Origin of the sequence: Marinobacter sp. M1C, from assembly GCF_023314135.1 — a bacterium.
Classification (GTDB): Bacteria; Pseudomonadota; Gammaproteobacteria; order Pseudomonadales; family Oleiphilaceae; genus Marinobacter.
Genome location: NZ_CP092289.1, coordinates 2017621 through 2036863 on the forward strand (window position 1 = coordinate 2017621; position 19243 = coordinate 2036863).

Consider the following 19243-nt stretch of genomic DNA (forward strand, 5'->3'; position numbering starts at 1 on the left):
GGATTAACTATGGCTGACAAGTTTGATGTAATCGTAATTGGCGCCGGCCCCGGTGGTTATGTGGCCGCAATTAAAGCCGCACAACTGGGCCTGAACGTCGCCTGCGTAGAAAGCTGGTCTTCTGACGAAGGCACGCAGGTGTTGGGTGGAACCTGCCTGAACGTGGGTTGTATCCCGTCCAAGGCGCTGCTGGAGATTTCTCACAAGTACGAGGAAGCTCAACACGGCTTTGCCGAGCAGGGCATTATTGCCAATGACGTCTCCATTGACGTTGCTAAAATGATGGAGCGTAAGAGCGGCATTGTGAAGCAACTGACCGGCGGCATTGCGGGGTTGTTCAAGTCAAACGGCGTTACCGCGATTTATGGTCACGGCAAGCTGCTGGCAAGCCGGCAGGTGGAAGTGACGGATAACGACGGCAAGACTAAGACCTATGAAGCCGATAACGTTATTTTGGCGACAGGCTCTCGTCCGATTGAAATTCCACCAGCGCCAAAAACCGAAGGTTATATCACCGATTCTGAAGGCGCTCTGGAATTTACCGAAGTGCCCAAGCGATTGGGTGTGATTGGTGCCGGCATTATTGGTTTGGAGCTGGGCAGCGTTTGGGCCCGACTGGGTTCTGAAGTGACCTTGCTGGAAGCCCAGGATACGTTCTTGCCAGGGGTGGACCAGCAGATTGCCAAGGCCACTTTGAAAGAGTTCCAGAAGCAGGGCCTGAATATTGTCATGGGCGGCCGTGTAACGGGTGCCGAGGTCAAGCGCAAGTTGGTCTACGTCAGTTACGAAGACAGCAAGGGCAAGCAGGAGCTGATGGTCGATAAGCTGATTGTGGCTGTTGGTCGTCGCCCCTATGCGGACAACCTTCTGGCAGCAGACTCCGGTGTCAACATGGACGAGCGCGGGTTCGTATCCGTGGACGACCACTGTAAAACCGACGCCCCAGGCGTTTGGGCGATTGGTGACCTGGTGCGTGGCCCGATGCTGGCCCACAAGGCTTCTGAAGAAGGCGTTATGGTTGCCGAACGCATTGCCGGCCATAAACCACAGGTAAACTATGACTGCATTCCCAATGTCATTTACACCGCGCCGGAAGTTGCGTGGGTTGGGAAGACTGAAGAGCAGCTAAAGGCTGACGGTGCAGCCTATAAAGTCGGAACCTTCCCGTTTGCGGCAAACGGGCGCGCCATGGCCGCCAATTCGGCGGTGGGCATGGTGAAGATTATTGCGGACGAGAAAACCGACCGCATTCTGGGCTTTCACGTGTTGGGCCCCGCGGCGTCTGAAATTGTGGCTCAGGGCGTTATCGCCATGGAGTTCGGTTCCAGCGCAGAAGATCTTGCGTTGACCTGTTTTGCCCACCCGACTCTGTCTGAGTCAGTGCACGAGGCAGCGCTTGCAGTTAACGGTGGTGCAATTCACATTGCTAATCGTCGCAAGAAGAAATAGTAAGCCAGAAAGTCATGGGGCGCCTTAGGGCGCCCCATGACTTTTAGAGACTCTTGTTTTAACGACTCTGGTTTCTCTATACGCAATCGTTGGGCCGGTGTCATCAGGGTCCATCAAGATGGATTTTCCGCTAGCGGGTTTATCCCACAGGTGTTTATCCTTCATCAAAAAGCAGGACATAAACTATGAATTTGCACGAATATCAGGGCAAGCAGCTTTTCGCTGAATATGGCTTGCCTGTATCACAGGGCATTGCCTGTGATACCCCGGATGAGGCAGTAGCAGCTGCAGAAAAGATTGGTGGCGATAGCTGGGTTGTTAAAGCCCAGGTTCACGCCGGTGGCCGTGGTAAAGCCGGCGGTGTAAAGCTGGTTAAAAATATCGACGACATCCGTGCCTTTGCCGAGCAGTGGCTGGGCAAGAAGCTGGTGACTTTCCAGACTGACGAGCACGGCCAGCCGGTTAGCAAAATTTTGGTTGAATCCCTGACGGACATCGACCAAGAGCTTTATTTGGGCGCGGTTGTAGACCGTGGTACCCGCCGTATTGTATTCATGGCCTCCACCGAAGGTGGCGTTGAAATTGAAACGGTTGCGGAAGAAACCCCGGAAAAAATTCTTAAGGCCGAAATCGATCCGCTGGTAGGCGCACAGCCTTACCAAGGACGCGAGCTGGCGTTCAAACTGGGCCTGGAAGGCAAACAGATCGGCCAATTTACCAAGATCTTCATGGGTCTGGCGAAGCTGTTTGAAGATTACGACCTGGCGCTGTTGGAAATTAACCCGCTGGTTATCACCCCGGCTGGTGATCTTCACTGCCTGGATGCGAAAATCGGCGTTGATGGCAACGCTCTTTACCGTCAGAAGAAACTTCAGGCCATGCGCGATCCGTCACAGGAAGATTCCCGTGAAGCCGAAGCTGCAGCCTGGGAACTGAACTACGTAGCGCTGGATGGCAACATCGGCTGCATGGTTAACGGTGCTGGTTTGGCCATGGGTACCATGGACATCATCAAGCTGGCTGGCGGACGCCCGGCTAACTTCCTGGACGTTGGCGGCGGTGCTACCAAAGAGCGCGTAACCGAAGCGTTCAAAATCATCCTGTCTGACGATGCCGTGCAAGCCGTACTGGTCAATATCTTCGGTGGCATTGTACGTTGCGACATGATTGCTGAAGGCATCATTGGCGCGGTTAAAGAAGTAGGCGTGAAAGTGCCTGTGGTTGTTCGCCTTGAGGGCAACAACGCTGAACTGGGTTCTAAAGTTTTGGCAGAAAGCGGTTTGAACATCATCGCCGCTAGCAGCCTGGCCGATGCCGCAGAGCAAGTCGTTAAAGTCGCGGGGGGCAAATAATGAGCATTCTGATCAATAAAGACACCAAGGTAATCTGCCAGGGCTTTACCGGTTCACAAGGCACATTCCACTCCCAGCAGGCTATTGAATACGGCACCAACATGGTCGGTGGCGTAAGCCCCGGCAAAGGCGGCACCGAGCACTTGGGTTTGCCGGTGTTCAACACCGTACGTGAGGCTGTAGAAAAGACCGGTGCACACGCGACCGTGATCTACGTTCCGGCTCCGTTTTGTAAAGACGCCATCATTGAAGCGGCAGATGCCGGACTCGAGCTGATTGTGTGCATCACCGAAGGTATTCCTACCATCGATATGCTGTACGCCAAAGAGTACGTTGACCGCAAAGGCGTGCGCATGATCGGGCCCAACTGCCCGGGCGTTATCACACCGGGTGAGTGCAAAATCGGCATCATGCCGGGCCACATTCACAAGCCGGGCAAAGTCGGTATTGTGTCGCGCTCTGGTACTTTGACCTACGAAGCCGTCAAGCAGACGACAGATTTTGGCTACGGCCAGTCTACCTGCGTCGGCATCGGCGGCGATCCGATTCCTGGGTCTAACTTCATCGACATCCTCAAGCTGCTGCAAGAAGACCCGCAGACTGAAGCGATTGTGATGATCGGCGAAATTGGCGGCACTGCGGAAGAAGAAGCCGCAGCGTACATCAAAGAGCACGTCACCAAGCCGGTGGTTTCTTACATTGCCGGTGTAACAGCGCCTCCTGGCAAGCGTATGGGCCACGCCGGTGCGATCATTTCCGGTGGTAAGGGTACCGCAGACGAGAAGTTTGCTGCTCTGAACGACGCCGGTGTGAAAACCGTGCGCAGCCTGGCCGACATTGGCAAGGCTCTAAAAGAAGTGACTGGCTGGTAAAACCCGCAGTCATTTTTAAAAACCCCCGTTTCTGTTCTGCAGAGCGGGGGTTTTTTGCTTATAATGTCTGGTCGCCTGGCGTAATATGTCGCCTCTTATGTTCCATCAGAAGGAGTTCTTGCTTTGAGTTCTGTAGATTCCCAGCAACGGATATTGTCGGGCATGCGTCCGACAGGCAAGCTTCATCTTGGCCACTACCACGGTGTGCTTAAAAACTGGGTGAAACTCCAGCATGAGTTCGAGTGCTTCTTCTTTGTCGCCGATTGGCATGCATTGACCACGCAGTACGACGATCCATCTAGTATTGAACAAAGTGTGTCGGACATGGTTATCGACTGGCTTGCCGCAGGGGTTAACCCGGGTTCGTCCACTCTGTTTATTCAGTCACAAGTGCCTGAACACGCCGAGTTGCACCTGCTGCTGTCGATGATTACACCCTTGGGTTGGCTTGAGCGCATTCCGACCTACAAAGACCAGCAGGAAAAGCTGCGCGAAAAAGATCTCGCCACCTACGGGTTCTTGGGGTATCCGCTGCTCCAGTCCGCTGACATTCTTATGTACCGGGCAGGGCGCGTACCAGTGGGTGCCGATCAGGTTTCGCACGTCGAATTTACGCGTGAAATCGCACGTCGCTTTAATCACCTTTATGGGCGTGAGCCGGGGTTTGAAGACCAGGCCGAGGCGGCCATCGTGAAAATGGGTAAGAAAAACGCGAAACTTTATCGCAACCTGAAGAAACGTTATCAGGAAGAAGGTGATCTGAATTCGTTAGAAACGGCCCGTGCTCTTTTGAAAGAGCAGCAAAATATTTCCTTGGGGGATCGCGAGCGCCTGTACGGCTACATTGAGGGTGGTGGCAAAGTGATTTTGCCGGAGCCTCAAGCGTTGTTGACCCCTGACTCAAAAATGCCAGGATTGGACGGGCAAAAAATGTCCAAGTCCTACAACAATTACATTGGCCTGCGGGAAGCGCCGGAGAGCGTAGCGTTGAAAGTACGCACCATGCAGACCGACCCGGCGCGGGTGCGTCGAACCGACCCGGGCGAGCCGGAAAAATGCCCGGTGTATGCCATGCACAAGGTTTATTCCGATGCGGACACCCGCAGCTGGGTGGAAATCGGCTGTCGCAGCGCCGGCATCGGCTGCCTGGACTGCAAAAAACCACTGATTGACTCCATTGTGGAAGAACAGCGGCCCTTGCACGAACGTGCGGCCGAGTACGAGGGCAATCCGGATCTGATTCGTTCCATTCTAGAGGAAGGGCGCGAACGCGCTCGCGACGCAGCCCGTGACACCCTGGGCGAAGTGCGCTCTGCCATGGGCCTGAGCTATCGTTGAAGTGCTGGCGGGCCCAGCAGCCCCAGCCGGTCCGGCGGCAAAGCCACAGGGAGTGAGTTCGCGGCCCTTGGTGCTGATAGCGGGCAAGCCGCTGGCGCAGTTGCCGCTTGATCTTTATATCCCGCCAGACGCTCTGGCGGTGTTTTTGGATGCGTTTGAAGGCCCTCTGGATTTGTTGTTGTACCTGATTCGGCGCCAGAATATGAACATTCTGGAAATCGACGTCAGTGCCATTACCCGCCAGTACATGGAATACATTGCCGTTGTAGAGTCCATGCGATTTGAGCTGGCGGCGGAGTATCTGGTGATGGCGGCCACGCTGGCCGAAATCAAATCCCGGATGCTGCTGCCGCGGCAGCAGATTGAAGAAGACGAAGAAGACGATCCACGGGCAGAACTGATTCGCCGTTTGCAGCAGTACGAACGTTTTAAAAAAGCGGCAGAAGACATAGATCAGATGCCGCGCCAGGAGCGGGATATTTTTGTTGCCGATGCCGGGATGCCAAAACTTCCCTCGGTACGCAGCCATCCTGAGGTGGCTATGGCGGAGATTTTACTGGCACTGCAAACCGTGCTCAAACGTGCAGACATGTTTAGCAGTCACCACGTTGAGCGAGAGAAACTGTCGACCCGTGAGCGCATGTCGGCGATTTTGGCTCGGCTGCAACAAGGCGGTTTTATTCGTTTCGAAAGCCTGTTTCTACCAGACGAAGGGCGTCTGGGGGTTGTTGTCAGTTTTTTGGCAATGTTAGAGCTGGTAAAAGAGCAGCTGATTGAGCTGGTTCAGGCTGACCCGTTTGGCCCCATTCATTTACGGGCGCGGGTTGCGGTCTCAAAGCCCTGATTACTGGTGCAACGAATTATGATGAGTGATGCTGCCTTACCTGTTACAGGGATTATCGAAGCGGTTCTGCTGACAGCGGGTAAGCCGTTAACGGTGCAGCAGCTCAGAGAAGTGTTTGACGAAACCGAGCGGCCAACTCATAAGGCAGTGGAGCAGGCATTGGTGGAATTAGAACAACTTTGCTGTGGTCGTGGTATTGAGCTGAAAAAAGTTGCCAGCGGTTACCGCCTTCAGGTGCGTGAATCTTTCGCTCCCTGGGTGGCTCGGCTGCTTGAAGAAAAACCACCGCGTTATTCGCGGGCACTATTGGAAACACTCGCATTGATCGGTTACCGCCAGCCTATTACCCGCGGTGAAATTGAAGATATTCGCGGCGTTGCGGTAAGCAGCAATATCATTCGTACGTTGGTTGAGCGAGAGTGGGTACGAATTGTAGGTCATCGGGAAGTACCGGGCCGGCCAGCTATGTATGCCACCACTCGGCAATTTCTTGACTACTTTAACCTAACAAGCCTGGACCAGTTGCCGCCCTTGTCTGATAGTCGGGATCTGGACGCGATCGGGCGCGAAATTGAGCAGAAAATCGAACAAACACCATTTCACTGATGCAGGCCCTGCATCGGTCCGTTATTTAAGGATTAACCCATGGCGTCAGAACGCCCCTGGACTACCGGCAAGCCGGCAGCCAAATCAGCATCGAATGCGAACAAGCCGAACGCTAATCGCCGTAACCCAACCAAATCATCGGCAAAAGCGGCGAAGCCAGGCAAACCTGCGCCAGAGGCGCTGGCGACTGTGCCAGTAGGCGGTCCTGAGCGAATTCAGAAACTGCTGGCACGTGCCGGTGTTGGGTCGCGGCGCGAAATTGAAGGCTGGATGGACGCGGGTCGCCTGTTGGTCAATGGCAAACCCGTTACTCCAGGCCAGAAAGCCACGGTGAGCGATGTTTTTGAACTCGACGGCAAGCGCTTGGAAGTTGCCGCCGCTGCTGAGGTTTTGCGCCGGGTGCTGATTTACAACAAGCCAGAAGGCGAAGTAACCACTCGCAAAGACCCGGAAGGGCGCCCAACCGTTTTCGACCGGCTGCCGCGATTGCGTGAACACCGTTGGATTTCTATTGGCCGGCTGGATTTGAACACCACTGGTCTGGTGATGTTCACCACCGATGGCGAGCTGGCTAACCGGCTTATGCACCCTTCTAGCCAGATTGATCGGGAATACGCGGTGCGTATTTTTGGTGAAGTAGACGACGCCATGATTGAGCGCCTGCGTACCGGCGTCACTCTGGAAGACGGCGAGGCTAAATTTAGCGACATTTCTGCCGCCGGCGGCACCGGTATGAACCGGTGGTTCCACGTGACTTTGTTGGAAGGGCGCAACCGAGAAGTGAGGCGCCTTTGGGAATCCCAAGGCGTGCGCGTCAGCCGCTTGAAACGGGTTCGTTACGGCTCAATATTTTTGCCCAGCAGGTTAACCGTGGGTAAATGGGAAGAGTTGGATCAGAAAGCCGTGGATTTGCTGAGCCGCACGGTTGGCTTGGCTAAAATGGCGGTTCCGCAACAGACACCGGATGAAGCGGCGGCGCAGGCGCGCCAGCAAAGAAAGGCAGCTCCGGTAACCAATCGCAGCAATCGTGCGGCAGGCTCCCCTGGTTCAAAAGCGGGACAAGGCGCTCGCAAATGGGCGGTTGCAGACTCTAAACCCCAGCGTAGCGGCGGCAAAGCGCGCACAGATAAGTCCCGCGGTTAAGTGCCCGAGGTTAAAGCTGGCGTTAAACAACAGAATGCCATCAGCTAATGGTCGCAAACACGCGCGTGCAGTTGCGGCCTTGGTCTTTAGCTCGATACAGAGCTTCGTCTGCGCGCGCTAGCCACTGCCCTGTGCCTTCACCAGTGCGGTGAAGCGCAACGCCGCAGCTGGTGGTCACCGTCACTGAATGTTCTCCGCAATCAATTTGTAAGGCTTCAATGGCTGAGCGAATACGCTCGGCCACATCGACTGCATCAAGCTGATCGGTATGAGGCAATAGCGCCGCAAATTCTTCGCCGCCGAACCGGTATACGCTGTCGGAGCTGCGCACTGCGGATTCCAGCGCTTCTGCCGCGCGCTTAAGTACAATGTTGCCTACCACATGGCCGCAGTTATCGTTTACTGCCTTGAAGTGATCGAGGTCGCACAGTATCAATGAGTAAGTCTCGTTGTGACGGCCGGCTAGCAGCTGAGCTTTTTGCAAGGCTTCGTCCATGGCGCGTTTATTGCCAATCCCGGTCAGTGAGTCGGTCAACGACGCCAGCTCCATGGCGCTGAACTGACAGGCGTTGCGCAGCGGGCATATTGCCGCACCAATCAGTATTTCAAGGGCTTGCAACTCATCGCTACTGAAGCGTTTACGCCGATGCAGTGACAAGGTGCCATAATTCTCGCCCTCCAGGTTCAGGCGGAACTCGCAGCGGTGAGGGCCACCCATGCCAGTGGTAAACATAAACTCTTGACGCGCAAATTGGTGGCGGTACTGAAAGGCATCAAAAGGAACAACCTGTACCATTTCTTCTGCCAGTATGGTCAGCTGTGCTTCCAGCTTCAGGGTGGTTGAAAGTCGGCGTACCAAGCGGTTGAGAATACCGGGTTCGCTGTTCCATTCCTCAAAATTCTGGCGCAACTCTGCCAGTTTTTGTGGCTGTGACGCTGTAAGCGGGAAAGGCGAAATGTGTTTCACGGTGGCTCAACTCACTCTGTCATTGCGTGGCAGTTTGCACACTGGGTAGCTGGCAAATTTAAAGCATATATTGTGCCTATTTTATAAAAAATTAATAAATCAGTATCTTGAGAATAATTTTTGGAGTTTTCTTTCAGTTTTGAGGCTGTTATTGGATTTTTGTCAAAAAATCGGCAGGCGCACCTCGCTGGGTCCCTGTGTGTTAAACTCAGCCTTTCGTCACCGATGCCATCATGAGTCGAGTTTCATAGTCTATGCGGTTGAAATCCATAAAGTTGTCAGGGTTCAAGTCGTTTGTGGATGCGACCACGGTAGCGTTCCCGTCAAACATGACAGCGGTAGTAGGGCCAAACGGCTGTGGCAAATCGAACATCATAGATGCTGTGAGATGGGTCTTGGGTGAAAGCTCAGCCAAGTATCTGCGCGGTGAATCCATGACCGATGTGATATTTAACGGCTCGAGCGCGCGCAAACCGGTGGGCCAGGCCGCGATTGAGCTGGTGTTCGACAATCACAATGGTTCGGCCCCGGGTGAATTCGCCCAATACAGCGAAATTTCTGTGCGCCGCCGGGTGTCCCGCCAAGGCCAATCTGATTACTTCCTCAATGGCACCAAGTGCCGCCGCCGCGATATTACCGATCTGTTTCTTGGTACAGGCCTTGGGCCGCGCAGCTATGCCATCATTGAGCAGGGCATGATTTCCCGGTTGATTGAAGCCAGGCCCGAGGAGCTCAGGGTTTATATAGAGGAAGCTGCTGGCATCTCGAAGTACAAGGAGCGTCGCCGTGAAACCGAAAACCGCATTCGCCGCACCCAAGAAAATCTTGAGCGCCTGAGCGATGTGCGCGCCGAGCTCGGCCGGCAACTTCAGCACCTGGAGCGGCAAGCGGTTGCCGCTGAAAAGTACAAAACCTTCAAGCAAGACGAGCGTCGTAAACAAGCCGAACTTGCCGTGTTGCGCTGGCAGCATCTAAACACCGAGCTGCAATCTTGGCATGGGCAAATTCGTGATACCGAATTGCAACTGGAAAAGCACCTGACCGGACGTATTCGACTGGATACCGAGCTCGAAAATATGCGTGCAGAACATCAGCAGCGCAATGAGCAGTTTAACCGTACCCAGGCGCGCTACTACGAAGCCGGGGCAGATATCGCTCGGCTTGAACAAAGTTTGCAGAACAACCGCGAACGCAGCCGTCAGGCCGGCCTGGAAGCTGATCAGGCACTGGCCAGCGAACGCGAGCTGGCCAGTGAGCTGGAGCAAGACAACGACAAACTTGTAGCGTTTGAAGAAGAACTGGCAATACTTGAGCCAAAGCAGGAAGAGTTAAGCTTGCGGGTAGAAACCGCTGGTGAGCAGCTCCATAACGCCGAACACGCCATGGCCGACTGGCAGCAACGCTGGGACGATTTCAGCGTTCGTTCAGCAGACGCGCGTCGCCAGGCCGATTTGGCACAATCGAGCATTTGCGCTTTCGAAAACGCTATCGAGCAGCTGCGGCTGCGGGATCAACGGCTGCAGCAGGAGCACCATACTCTGCAGCAGCAGCTGGATCACGAAACCCTTGATGAACAGCGCGAACTGCAGGTTATTGTTGGCCTGAAGCGCGAAGGCGCACAGCAAATCATTGAAGATAGCCAGCAGCAGTTGCAACAGCAGCGTTTGCAGCAGCAGCAAGCCGAACAGCATCAAAATCAGCAACGCCAGCAGGTTCAGCGCCTTGACGCCATTCTTGAGTCACAACAGCAACTGCTGGGAGAGCAGCTGGGCAATACCAACGGTGCGCTGCAAGACTGGCTGAACCTGCATCAGTTGGCACAAGCACCACGCCTTGCAGCCGCTCTGGATATTGATGATGGCTGGGAATTTGCAACGGAACAGGTGCTTGGTCGCCTTTCCCACGGCTTGGTATTACCGCAGCTTGCAGCGCAACTGACGCTGCTTGACGATGCCCCCGCTGGCGCTGCGCTGGTGTCTGCGGATGCTAATGCCGATGCGCCAGCAGAATTACCAGAGGCCACCAGCCTGGCTGCCAGAGTACGCGGTAATGCGGCCATTACTGATGTATTGGCGAATATTTTGGTGGCAAACAGCCTTAAGCAAGCGCAGCAACAGCAGCGGCAGCTGCAACACGGACAGAGTGTGATAACGCCGCAAGGGGTATGGATGGGGCGCCACTGGGTATTGATGCCCGCAGCCGATGCCAGCCAGACTGGGGTGATCGAGCGTCAAAAAACCGTACGGAGTTTGAACGCACAATTGGCGCAGGCGCAGCGGAAGCTTGAGTTGGCCGAAACGACGAGCGCAGATGCAAGTCAGGCATTGGAACGGACAGAACAGAAGCGTGAGCAAGCCCGTCGCGAACTGACCGAGGCAGATCAGCACCTGGGCACCATTGCCGCTCAGCTTGGCGCCCTGCAAGCCCGTAGCGAGCAGATTACCCAGCGTTTGACTCAGATTGACGCTGACGCCGCGGAGTTAGAGTTCGAGCGTGAGCACCAACATCAGGAGCTGGAGTGCGCACGGGAAGAATGGCAGCAGGGACTTGAGGCAACAGAGGAACACGACGAGCACAAAGAACAGTTGCTGGGGCAACGTGACGGACTGCGAGAGAACCTCGATCAGCTGCGCCAGCAGGCTCGCCACGAACGCGACTTGGGCCACCAGCTGCAACTTACGCTGCAGAGCCTGAACAGCCAGAGCGACGGCTTGCGCCAGACCATCAGCCGCGCACGCCTGCAACAGCAAAGGCTGGAAGAGCGCCTGGAGCTGTTGCGGCAGTCCCGCGAGCAGGCGGAAGAGCCTTTAGAAGACCTTCAGCTGGAGCTGGAAGGCTTGCTGGAGCGCAGGCTTGCCGAAGAAGACAAACTGTCTGAGGCCCGCGAGGGGCTAGAAGACCTCGACCGTCGGGTGCGCGAGGCAGATCAGGGTCGCAGCGGAGCCGAGCAACAGATCCAGCAGGTGCGCGCCACGTTGGAAACGCAAAAAATGGAATGTCAGGCGCTGGAGATTCGCGCTGGTAACCATTTGGAGCAGCTGAGCGGGTTGAACATCACTTTGCACGCTGTGCTTGAACAGCTGGACGATTCTGCCAGTGAGCAGGAATGGTCTGAGGAACTGGAAAAGATTGCCAGTCGAATACAACGTTTGGGCGCCATTAACCTGGCGGCTATTGACGAGTTTCAGGTGCAGAGCGAGCGTAAAACCTATCTGGACAGCCAGCACGAAGACCTGACCGAAGCGCTGGAAATCCTGGATGGCGCCATTCGCAAGATTGACCGTGAAACCCGTCAGCGTTTTAAAGAGACCTTTGATCGGGTTAATGAAGGTCTGCAGGGTTTGTTTCCCAAAGTTTTTGGCGGAGGCCACGCCAGCCTGGAACTGACAGGTGAGGATTTGCTGGAAACCGGCGTTACCATCATGGCGAGGCCACCGGGTAAGAAAAATAGCACCATTCACCTGTTATCCGGGGGTGAAAAAGCGTTGACCGCCATTGCTCTGGTGTTCGCAATATTTCAGCTTAATCCGGCGCCTTTTTGCATGCTGGACGAAGTGGACGCTCCGCTTGATGATGCCAATGTTGGCCGTTACGCGAATTTGGTGAAAGAGATGTCAAAGCAGGTACAGTTTATTTACATTACGCATAATAAAATCGCCATGGAGCAGGCTGATCAATTGATGGGTGTGACCATGTACGAGCCGGGTTGCTCGCGACTGGTTACAGTAGACGTGGAAGCCGCCGCTTCGCTGGCCGAGGCCTGATTGGGCCGCGAGTATGACAATCCAGCCATAAGCCGTGGTTGTACGTTGTATTACGCCGGTTCAATTTTTATAGTACCCACTTTGATAGTACCAAATTTGCTAGTATCGATTTTAATAGCACCGACTTTCATAGTACTGACTCTGATAGTAACAACATTCTCCGATCCGCAAACAGGACAGCAGCACTATGTCACCACTTAGGGAATGGCTAATCGCCATCGGTACCCTGGTCATTATTGGTATTGTCGTTGACGGCATTCGGCGCATGCGCCGCGCGCGCAAAGAGTCTTCGGCTATTTCCTCTGGCATGGGCGTTGATAACCTGCAGGATTCGCCGCTGGACGAGCATTTCAACCCGGAATTGCCATCAGGCGGTGCTCGAACCATTGCCCGCAACGAGCTGGGTCAGGATCGTACGTCCAAGAAAAAATCACGGACTGCGCCCCACGTGCAAAAACCGACTCGGCCGGTAATCGCAGCTGGCCGAAACAAAAGCTCTGAACCTGCAAAAGTGGCAGCGGCGCCCAAATCTCATTCAGCGTTTGTGACCGCTGCTGATAGCACCGAAGCTGATAGTATTGAGCCTAATAGTATCGAACCTAATAGTATTGAAGCTGATAGTGCCAAAGCAGATCGCGACAGCAGCGAATTTACCGAAGCGCCGCTGAGTGGCATCCACGATCAATGGGAACCCGAGCCTTTCAGCGCAGACGTAGGCGATACCCATAACTTCGAAAGTGATTACCCTGATATCCGCCACGCCGATGAAGACGCAGATCCACCTGTCATTGAGACGGCTGAGCCCAAACCCAAACTGGCCCCTCTGCCCCGCGACCCTTCCCAGCCTTTGCCAGGTGCCAACCGCCCGCCGGCCAAAGAAGTGATTGTTATCAACGTACTGGCCCGCACCGGTGAGGAGTTTCAGGGCCCGGCTCTGCAGCGGCTTCTGGAAGCTTGTGGCCTGCTATACGGTGATATGGACATTTACCACCGCCACGAAACCACCGATACCGCAAGCCCTGTGCAATTCAGCGTAGCCAGCGCAGTTGAGCCGGGCACCTTCAGGCCCGCAGAAATCGCGGCTCTGAGTACGCCCGGCATCAGCTTTTTTATGAGCCTGCCAGGGCCGGGTAATGCCCTGCAGGCTTTTAACTTCATGTACGAAACAGCGCAGGCCGTGGTGCGTAATCTCGGAGGTGAACTGAAAGACGAACGCCGCAGTGTGATGACATCACAGACCGCTGAGCACTGCCGCCAGCGCATCCGCGAATTCGAGCGCAAGCAACGTTCAAAACGGGATTAACATGAGCTCAGTCAGTACCAGCGTGCGCGACCGGGTTGACCAGCTGCGCACAACCATTACCGATCACAATCATCATTATTACGTGCTCGATGATCCGCAAGTTCCCGACGCCGAATACGATCGGCTATTCCGTGAATTGCAGGCGCTAGAAGCCGAGTATCCGGAATGGGCGATGGCAACGTCGCCGACCCAGCGTGTAGGCTCTGCGGTCGAAACCAGCTTTGCGGAAGTGACCCACCGTATCCCCATGTTGTCTTTGGATAATGCCTTCAGTGCCGACGAGTTACGGGATTTCGATCGCCGCGTGCGCGAGCGCCTGAACCGGGGCAATACCGCGGGTGAAGACAGCACTAAGGAAGAGGGCTCAAAGGAAGAGAGAACCATAGAGTACGTGTGCGAACCCAAGCTCGACGGCCTGGCGGTCAGTCTGCATTATCAGAACGGAGAGCTGGTTCGGGCTGCCACCCGCGGCGATGGTTACACCGGTGAAGATATTACCGCCAATATACGGACCATTGCGTCTGTGCCTCTTACCCTGCGAGGTGAATCTTTTCCACAAATCGTAGAGGTGCGAGGTGAGGTGTATATGCCCCGCGCCGGTTTCGACCGGCTGAACCAGCGATTGGCTGGGCGCGGTGAGAAAACCTTTGTAAATCCCCGTAACGCCGCTGCCGGCAGTCTGCGCCAGAAAAAATCCAGCGTGACCGCCAGGCGTCCATTGGAAATGTGCGCTTACAGCGTAGCGGTCACCGACGAGTCATCGCTGCCGCCCACACATTGGGAAGGTTTGCAGCAAGTCAGTGAGTGGGGCTTTCGCATCAACCCTGAAATGTCTCTCGCCATCGGGGCTGATCAGTGCCTTGAGGCTTACGAGGTATTGATGGCCAAACGCGACAGTCTGCCTTATGAAATCGACGGTATTGTGTTCAAGGTAAACCGTCTGGATCTTCAGCAGCAGTTAGGCTTTGTCAGCCGCGCGCCGCGCTGGGCCATCGCACAAAAATTCCCGGCTCAGGAAGAGCTGACGATGGTTGAAAGCGTGGAGTTTCAGGTCGGCCGTACCGGCGCTATTACGCCCGTGGCCCGCTTGAAGCCGGTGTTTGTCGGTGGTGTTACGGTATCCAACGCAACCTTGCACAATATGGACGAAGTACGACGACTGGATTTGCACATCGGCGATACGGTATTTATTCGCCGCGCTGGCGATGTTATCCCGAAAGTGGTCAAAGTGGTGCAAGACAAACGGCCCGCCAATGCCGGCGTAATAGAGCTTCCGGCGCAGTGTCCGGCGTGTGGCTCTGACATTGTGCAGATTGAAGGCGAAGTGATCGCCCGCTGCTCTGGTGGTCTGTTTTGCCCGGCTCAGCGCAAAGAAGCCATTCGCCATTACGCCTCACGTAAAGCACTCGACATAGAAGGCTTGGGTGACAAGTGGGTGGATATTCTGGTGGACAGCGAAAAGGTGGAAACCATTGCCGATCTGTATCGGCTGCGTAAAGCAGATTTGACCGGGCTAGAACGCATGGGCGACAAGTCTGCCAGTAATTTGATTGCTGCTATTGACGCTTCCCGCCAGCCGTTATTGTGGCGGTTTCTTTATGCGTTGGGTATTCGCGAAGTGGGCGAGGCAACCGCCAAAAGCCTTGCTGGCTATTTTGGCAGTTTGGAGGCTATTGCCGAAGCCGATGAAAACGCCCTGCAAGCAGTGTCTGATGTTGGGCCCATTGTGGCCGGGCACCTGCATGTGTTTTTTGAGCAGCCCCATAACCAGGAAATTCTGCAGAATTTGAAGCAGGCCGGCGTCATCTGGCAAACCCAGGAAATTACCGCGGCTAGTATGCCTCTGCATGGGCAAACCTGGGTGCTGACCGGCGCTATGGAGCAGATGACCCGCGACCAGGCAAAACAAATGCTGGAAGGTTTGGGCGCAAAAGTGGCCGGCAGCGTGTCGAAAAAGACGGCGTGCGTGGTGGCCGGTGAAGCGGCGGGTTCCAAACTGACCAAAGCGCAGCAGTTAGGCGTTGAGGTTCTGAGTGAGCAGGGTCTATTAGACCTGCTGCGTGGGCATGGCTTAGAGGTCTGATTGCCCTTGATTGCATCAAATGGCAGGGTTGGTGTTATTGGCCGTCAGACGTCAGCTTGATAACTGCCTGAATCGGCATAAAGGCGCAGATAGTCGATGCTGGTAACGATACCCACTGGCTCGCCAGATGTATCAATAATCAAGGCTGCATCCAGCTGGTGTGCCAGCATCAGTCGCGCTAACTGATGCGCATCGGTTTCCGGAAAAGCGGTTAAAAATGCCGGCAGCTCGATAGTTGCCAGGCTTTGATCTGCAGCCTTGCCCGGGAACTCGTTGGCCCAAGTCAACAGCCAGAGTTCGTCTACCATTCCTGCAATGATGTTACCCACCGTAACCGCTAAGTGGCGAGTCTGGTTCTCCCCCATGGCGACCAGTGCCTCCGCCAGAGTGGCTGTTGCCGGTACCGATGGTACGCCCGACACACACATGACAGACACTGGCAAGTAGGCGCGCTGCTCTATAGGTTCGCCGGCGGTACTGCGGCCATACTGTTGGGCTTTACGTTTGCCAGCCTGCACTCCAGCCTGGAATTCCGCGTCTGTTGTTTCGCTGTACTCCGGGTTTATTTTTGCGCTTTCGGCCACCTCGCTCACGTCTCCCACCCGGCGGTTGCGAAATATTTCTGGCAGGCGCGTTCCTATTGGCCGGCCTGGTTCACTAACGTGGATAGACATGGGCGTTTCCCTTATTCCTGCTGTAAAACGCGCTCGACACGGAGTCTGTGTGCCAATGCATGGGGTAGGGCCGCTGGCTGGCTACACATGCGGTCAGCCAGGTATTCTGCCAGCAGCGGTGCGTAGGTCAGGCCCTTACTGCCGAGACCGGTGAACATCCAGGCGCCGGCATTAGTCTTCATGCTGTGCGTAGCAACGGCGCCTGCCACCGGTTGATAATCGTGGGTAGTGCAGCGAAAAGCCACTCGCCCTTGCAGAATTTCGCCCGCCACAGCCGGGTGGTTTATGTCTACTACGCCCGGTAGCAAGCGGTCCAGTTCCGTCAAATTTTCCTGATGACTGGCGGTGGTCGGCAGCGGGTTTCCATCGCGTAGGTCGAATGTGGCGCCGGTTACTGCTATGCCGTCGTGCTGTGGGTTTAAATAGCGTGAACCACAAATAACGGCGCTGGGCGAGGTGATCGCAGCCGCGGGTAAATGGCTGACTTGCCCGCGGATGGGTTTTAGACGCAGGCGCTCGCCAGGTGCCAGCCATGCCTGGGGGAACAGTTCGGGGGTTTGTGCACCCGCGCAGATAACCAATTGATCTGATTCTAGATTAAAGAGTTCATCGGACCCCGTCGCCGCATCGCTCTGTCGCGCACTAATTTGCCATAAGCGGTCGCTTTGGATCAAGCCGGTTACCCTGCAGTGGGGGTGCACTGTAATCAACGGATGTTGCACCAAGGTCTGGCACAATTGCGACGGCGCCAGCCATCCGCCCTGGGGAAACCAGAGCCCGCCGCGATGAACCGTTACACCCACCAAGTCACTGGCCTGTTGCGCCGTCACCGGATACAGCACGCCGGTGGGATAGTGGTTGCGGGCCAAAAATTTATGCTGGCGTTGTTGTTCGTGGTCGTTAAAGGCCAGTTGTAACAGGCCTGTAGCGTGGAAAAAGGGCGCGTGACCGGTGCTGCTCTGGTGCGTTTGAAACTGCTGGTAAAAACGCCCTGCGAACAGCAGTGCAGACAGCGCTAGCGCCGTTTGCGGCGAATAATCCACACCCAACTTGGCGTAAAGCGCACCCTGCTTATTGCCCGAAGCGGCTTGGCCTGGCGCCAGTGAATCCAGTATTTGCACAGGCACTCCGCGTTCTGCCAGGTTGCGCGCCAGGCAGGCACCGGCAATGCCAGCGCCGATAATCACCGCGGAATCCGGGCGGTAGGCTGGCTGCGGATCGGGTTTGTTCAGGTCGTGCCAGGCGTCGCCTTGCGGGCCGAAGTGCAGTGTCAGTCGTACTTGCCCATCCGCAAATACCAATCGGTGCAGGCCCGCCACGGCGGGTGGCCAGGCTTGTACCAGCTGCTCGCTGAATTTCGCCAGTTGCGGCCAGAGTGAGACTGCACGCTCGAGATCGTCGCGGCTAAGGGGGTGTTGCTGGTGGGCAATAAAATGCAGAACATTGCCGGGCTCAGGGCGTTGAGCCATCCAGTTCTGCCAGCAGGCCAGAAAGTTCAGCCCGAGGTCGAATTCGCCCGCGGCAAAAACCGTCTGCTGAGAGTGGGTGACTCGCTCAACGTGCTGTATCTGTATTTTCTCCAGACTGAGCTCGTCATAAATCCGGTTACTGGCGCCGTTTAAGTAAAGCCTGCCACTCCCCAGCCAGGTTACTTCAGCGTGAGCAAGGGCCGGCCCGATCATTGATCACTGGAATCAACAATCGACATGCTTTCAATCCTAATCGTCTGAAGCGGAACATCATTCATGCCTTGGCGTGGCCCGGTTTGTAAAGTGGCTATGGCGTCAACCACGTCCATGCCGGAAACAACCTTGCCAAACACCGCGTAACCTGCACCGCGCGAGTTGGGGTTAAGGAAGTCGTTATCGATCAAGTTGACAAAAAATTGGGCCGTAGCCGAATCTGGCGCATTCGTCCGCGCCATGGCGAGGGTACCACGCAGGTTTGGCAGAGAGAGAGTGGCTTCGTTGCGGATGGGCGGGCTGGTTTGCTTGCGCTGCAGCTGTTCAGTGAAACCGCCGCCTTGAATCATAAATCCCGGAATCACCCGATGAAATACGGTGCCTTCGTAATAACCCGAACGCATGTAATCCATAAAATTAGCCACGGTTTCCGGTGCAACGTCTGGCCTGAGTTGAATCGTAAAACGGCCTTCGGAGGTTATCACGTCTACTTTTACCAAATCCTGAGTGCCGAGGTCGCTGGCGCTGTCGTCAGCATTGGCGGTGCCGGACATTGCGACAGATGCGGTCAGAACGGAAAAGCAAAATGCGGAAAGAAAACGTTTTACAGCGGGCATACTCTGGCTACCTTGGCAGATTGGGATTGAAAATATGATTAAAAGACGGCAGCAAAGCGCAACAGATCACTGGCGCCTCAGGCGCTGGCCAGAATAGTACTGGATGACACCGCCGTATGCTGGCCACCAGCACCGTAGAGTTTCTGCCGGCTGCTGGAACCGCGCACTATATCACTTAATCTGGCCAGGCGTTTTTGCATATGAGCCATTACCCGGCCGTTGTTTTGATTCAGCTGCTGGCACTGGGTCAGTGCCTGATCGGCCTGTTGCCAGAGTTGGTGAAGTTCAGTTAGTCCAGCGGCGGCAATAAAGCGGGAAGGATTACCGCTCTCAGGACGAAAGCCCATAGCAACCAGAGCGTGAATTTTGAGTTTGGCGCGTTCGCGAATTTGCTCTAGCTGAGCGTTTTTTTCATCAGTCAGTGCTTGCAGCTGCTTCATGTCAGAGGTAGACAGCAGTTCTTTTTCAGCGCGCAAAAGATCCGCCATAGCAGACAACTGGCGGATATCTTGCGCAAGAAGGTTTTTCAGATCATCAATAGCGGCCATA

General features: G+C 55.3%; 15 protein-coding genes. 10 read left to right on the forward strand and 5 right to left on the reverse strand.

Going from position 1 to position 19243, the window contains the following annotated elements; all coding sequences use genetic code 11:
• Positions 1-9 precede the first annotated feature (9 nt).
• From lpdA to rluB, 7 genes are all read left to right on the forward strand, one after another.
• Positions 10-1449 carry a dihydrolipoyl dehydrogenase gene (gene lpdA, locus MIH19_RS09615; RefSeq protein WP_249008647.1) on the forward strand — a complete coding sequence of 480 codons (1440 nt, stop codon included), beginning with the start codon at positions 10-12 and terminating at the stop codon, positions 1447-1449.
• 185 nt (positions 1450-1634) lie between these two features.
• Positions 1635-2801: an ADP-forming succinate--CoA ligase subunit beta gene (sucC, locus tag MIH19_RS09620; protein ID WP_249008648.1), complete on the forward strand. Its 1167-nt coding sequence runs from the start codon at positions 1635-1637 to the stop codon at positions 2799-2801.
• Complete coding sequence (gene sucD / locus MIH19_RS09625; RefSeq protein ID WP_249008649.1) at positions 2801-3673, forward strand: succinate--CoA ligase subunit alpha; 873 nt, start codon at positions 2801-2803, stop codon at positions 3671-3673. The genes sucC and sucD overlap by 1 nt, the downstream gene beginning before the upstream one ends.
• 162 nt (positions 3674-3835) lie before the next feature.
• Complete coding sequence (locus MIH19_RS09630; protein ID WP_249008976.1) at positions 3836-5011, forward strand: tryptophan--tRNA ligase; 1176 nt, start codon at positions 3836-3838, stop codon at positions 5009-5011.
• Positions 5012-5063: 52 nt separating this feature from the next.
• The gene (locus tag MIH19_RS09635) at positions 5064-5855 is read left to right on the forward strand and encodes a ScpA family protein (protein ID WP_249008650.1); all 792 of its coding nucleotides are present in this window, start codon (positions 5064-5066) and stop codon (positions 5853-5855) included.
• A gap of 18 nt (positions 5856-5873) precedes the next feature.
• Entirely contained in the window at positions 5874-6461 is a 588-nt protein-coding gene (scpB, locus tag MIH19_RS09640; RefSeq protein ID WP_249008651.1) for an SMC-Scp complex subunit ScpB, read from the forward strand.
• A gap of 39 nt (positions 6462-6500) precedes the next feature.
• Positions 6501-7604 (forward strand): 23S rRNA pseudouridine(2605) synthase RluB, encoded by a 1104-nt coding sequence (gene rluB / locus MIH19_RS09645; RefSeq protein WP_249008652.1) that lies wholly within the window; start codon positions 6501-6503, stop codon positions 7602-7604.
• 40 nt (positions 7605-7644) lie between these two features.
• Here the strand turns inward: rluB and MIH19_RS09650 are convergent, their stop codons facing one another.
• On the reverse strand, positions 7645-8571 hold the full coding sequence (locus MIH19_RS09650) for a GGDEF domain-containing protein (protein WP_249008653.1): 927 nt from the start codon (positions 8569-8571) through the stop codon (positions 7645-7647).
• Between the two features lie 254 nt (positions 8572-8825).
• On the opposite strand from MIH19_RS09650, the gene smc reads away from it, so the two are divergent.
• The 3 genes from smc to ligA all read left to right on the forward strand — a co-directional run bounded on the left by smc (position 8826) and on the right by ligA (position 15721).
• The gene (gene smc / locus MIH19_RS09655; RefSeq protein WP_249008654.1) at positions 8826-12335 is read left to right on the forward strand and encodes a chromosome segregation protein SMC; all 3510 of its coding nucleotides are present in this window, start codon (positions 8826-8828) and stop codon (positions 12333-12335) included.
• Between the two features lie 187 nt (positions 12336-12522).
• Positions 12523-13638 (forward strand): cell division protein ZipA, encoded by a 1116-nt coding sequence (gene zipA / locus MIH19_RS09660; RefSeq protein ID WP_249008655.1) that lies wholly within the window; start codon positions 12523-12525, stop codon positions 13636-13638.
• A gap of 1 nt (position 13639) precedes the next feature.
• Positions 13640-15721: an NAD-dependent DNA ligase LigA gene (gene ligA / locus MIH19_RS09665; RefSeq protein WP_249008656.1), complete on the forward strand. Its 2082-nt coding sequence runs from the start codon at positions 13640-13642 to the stop codon at positions 15719-15721.
• Between the two features lie 44 nt (positions 15722-15765).
• Here ligA and MIH19_RS09670 read toward each other — a convergent pair whose 3' ends face one another.
• From MIH19_RS09670 to MIH19_RS09685, 4 genes are all read right to left on the reverse strand, one after another.
• Positions 15766-16395 (reverse strand): CBS domain-containing protein, encoded by a 630-nt coding sequence (locus MIH19_RS09670; RefSeq protein ID WP_249008657.1) that lies wholly within the window; start codon positions 16393-16395, stop codon positions 15766-15768.
• Positions 16396-16406: 11 nt separating this feature from the next.
• Complete coding sequence (gene mnmC, locus MIH19_RS09675) at positions 16407-18077, reverse strand: FAD-dependent 5-carboxymethylaminomethyl-2-thiouridine(34) oxidoreductase MnmC (protein ID WP_249008658.1); 1671 nt, start codon at positions 18075-18077, stop codon at positions 16407-16409.
• Positions 18074-18694: a peptidylprolyl isomerase gene (locus MIH19_RS09680; RefSeq protein ID WP_249008659.1), complete on the reverse strand. Its 621-nt coding sequence runs from the start codon at positions 18692-18694 to the stop codon at positions 18074-18076. Before MIH19_RS09680 ends, mnmC begins: the two co-directional genes overlap by 4 nt.
• 77 nt (positions 18695-18771) lie before the next feature.
• A complete protein-coding gene (locus MIH19_RS09685; protein ID WP_249008660.1) occupies positions 18772-19242 on the reverse strand; it encodes a flagellar protein FlgN in 471 nt (156 codons plus the stop codon).
• Position 19243: the final 1 nt, after the last annotated feature.

Coding starts and splice junctions, on each gene's coding strand:
- lpdA (WP_249008647.1), top strand. CDS start 10: ATGGCTGACAAGTTTGATGTAATCGTAATTGGCGCCGGCCCCGGTGGT.
- sucC (WP_249008648.1), top strand. CDS start 1,635: ATGAATTTGCACGAATATCAGGGCAAGCAGCTTTTCGCTGAATATGGC.
- sucD (WP_249008649.1), top strand. CDS start 2,801: ATGAGCATTCTGATCAATAAAGACACCAAGGTAATCTGCCAGGGCTTT.
- MIH19_RS09630 (WP_249008976.1), top strand. CDS start 3,836: ATGCGTCCGACAGGCAAGCTTCATCTTGGCCACTACCACGGTGTGCTT.
- scpB (WP_249008651.1), top strand. CDS start 5,874: ATGATGAGTGATGCTGCCTTACCTGTTACAGGGATTATCGAAGCGGTT.
- rluB (WP_249008652.1), top strand. CDS start 6,501: ATGGCGTCAGAACGCCCCTGGACTACCGGCAAGCCGGCAGCCAAATCA.
- smc (WP_249008654.1), top strand. CDS start 8,826: ATGCGGTTGAAATCCATAAAGTTGTCAGGGTTCAAGTCGTTTGTGGAT.
- zipA (WP_249008655.1), top strand. CDS start 12,523: ATGTCACCACTTAGGGAATGGCTAATCGCCATCGGTACCCTGGTCATT.
- ligA (WP_249008656.1), top strand. CDS start 13,640: ATGAGCTCAGTCAGTACCAGCGTGCGCGACCGGGTTGACCAGCTGCGC.
- MIH19_RS09670 (WP_249008657.1), bottom strand. CDS start 16,395: ATGTCTATCCACGTTAGTGAACCAGGCCGGCCAATAGGAACGCGCCTG.
- mnmC (WP_249008658.1), bottom strand. CDS start 18,077: ATGATCGGGCCGGCCCTTGCTCACGCTGAAGTAACCTGGCTGGGGAGT.
- MIH19_RS09680 (WP_249008659.1), bottom strand. CDS start 18,694: ATGCCCGCTGTAAAACGTTTTCTTTCCGCATTTTGCTTTTCCGTTCTG.
- MIH19_RS09685 (WP_249008660.1), bottom strand. CDS start 19,242: ATGGCCGCTATTGATGATCTGAAAAACCTTCTTGCGCAAGATATCCGC.